Source organism: Pseudomonas sp. SIMBA_067 (genome assembly GCF_046534675.1).
Taxonomy (GTDB): Bacteria; Pseudomonadota; Gammaproteobacteria; order Pseudomonadales; family Pseudomonadaceae; genus Aquipseudomonas; species Aquipseudomonas putida.
In genome coordinates this window covers 1-277 of sequence record NZ_JAWRYH010000342.1, presented here as the reverse complement: position 1 = coordinate 277, position 277 = coordinate 1, and the positions used below count along the sequence as shown (strand labels likewise).

The following is a 277-nucleotide window of genomic DNA, read 5'->3' as shown; positions in this document are numbered from 1 at the left end:
ATGATGTCGACATCCTGGTAACCGAAGTCGGCCTGGCTGACCTGCGCGGCCTCGCGCCGCGGGAACGGGCCCGCGTGATCATCGACAATTGCGTGCACCCGGCCTACCGCGATGCGCTCAACCGCTACTTCGACGCGGCCTGTGCAATCGGTGGGCATACTCCACACATCCTGCGCGAAGCACTGAGTTGGCACATCAACCTGGAAGAAACCGGGCATATGCTCAAGGCTTGATTGGTACAGATCCGGGCTGATGCAAATACAGTTTCATCAGCTCG

Annotated in this window: 1 protein-coding gene; it reads left to right on the top strand. The window is 59.6% G+C overall.

Annotated features, from left to right (window positions below; genetic code table 11):
- Positions 1 to 233: acetyl-CoA hydrolase/transferase C-terminal domain-containing protein (locus tag SB765_RS29375; protein ID WP_410932452.1), on the top strand; the 233-nt coding region annotated here is incomplete at its 5' end.
- Positions 234 to 277 lie beyond the last annotated feature (44 nt).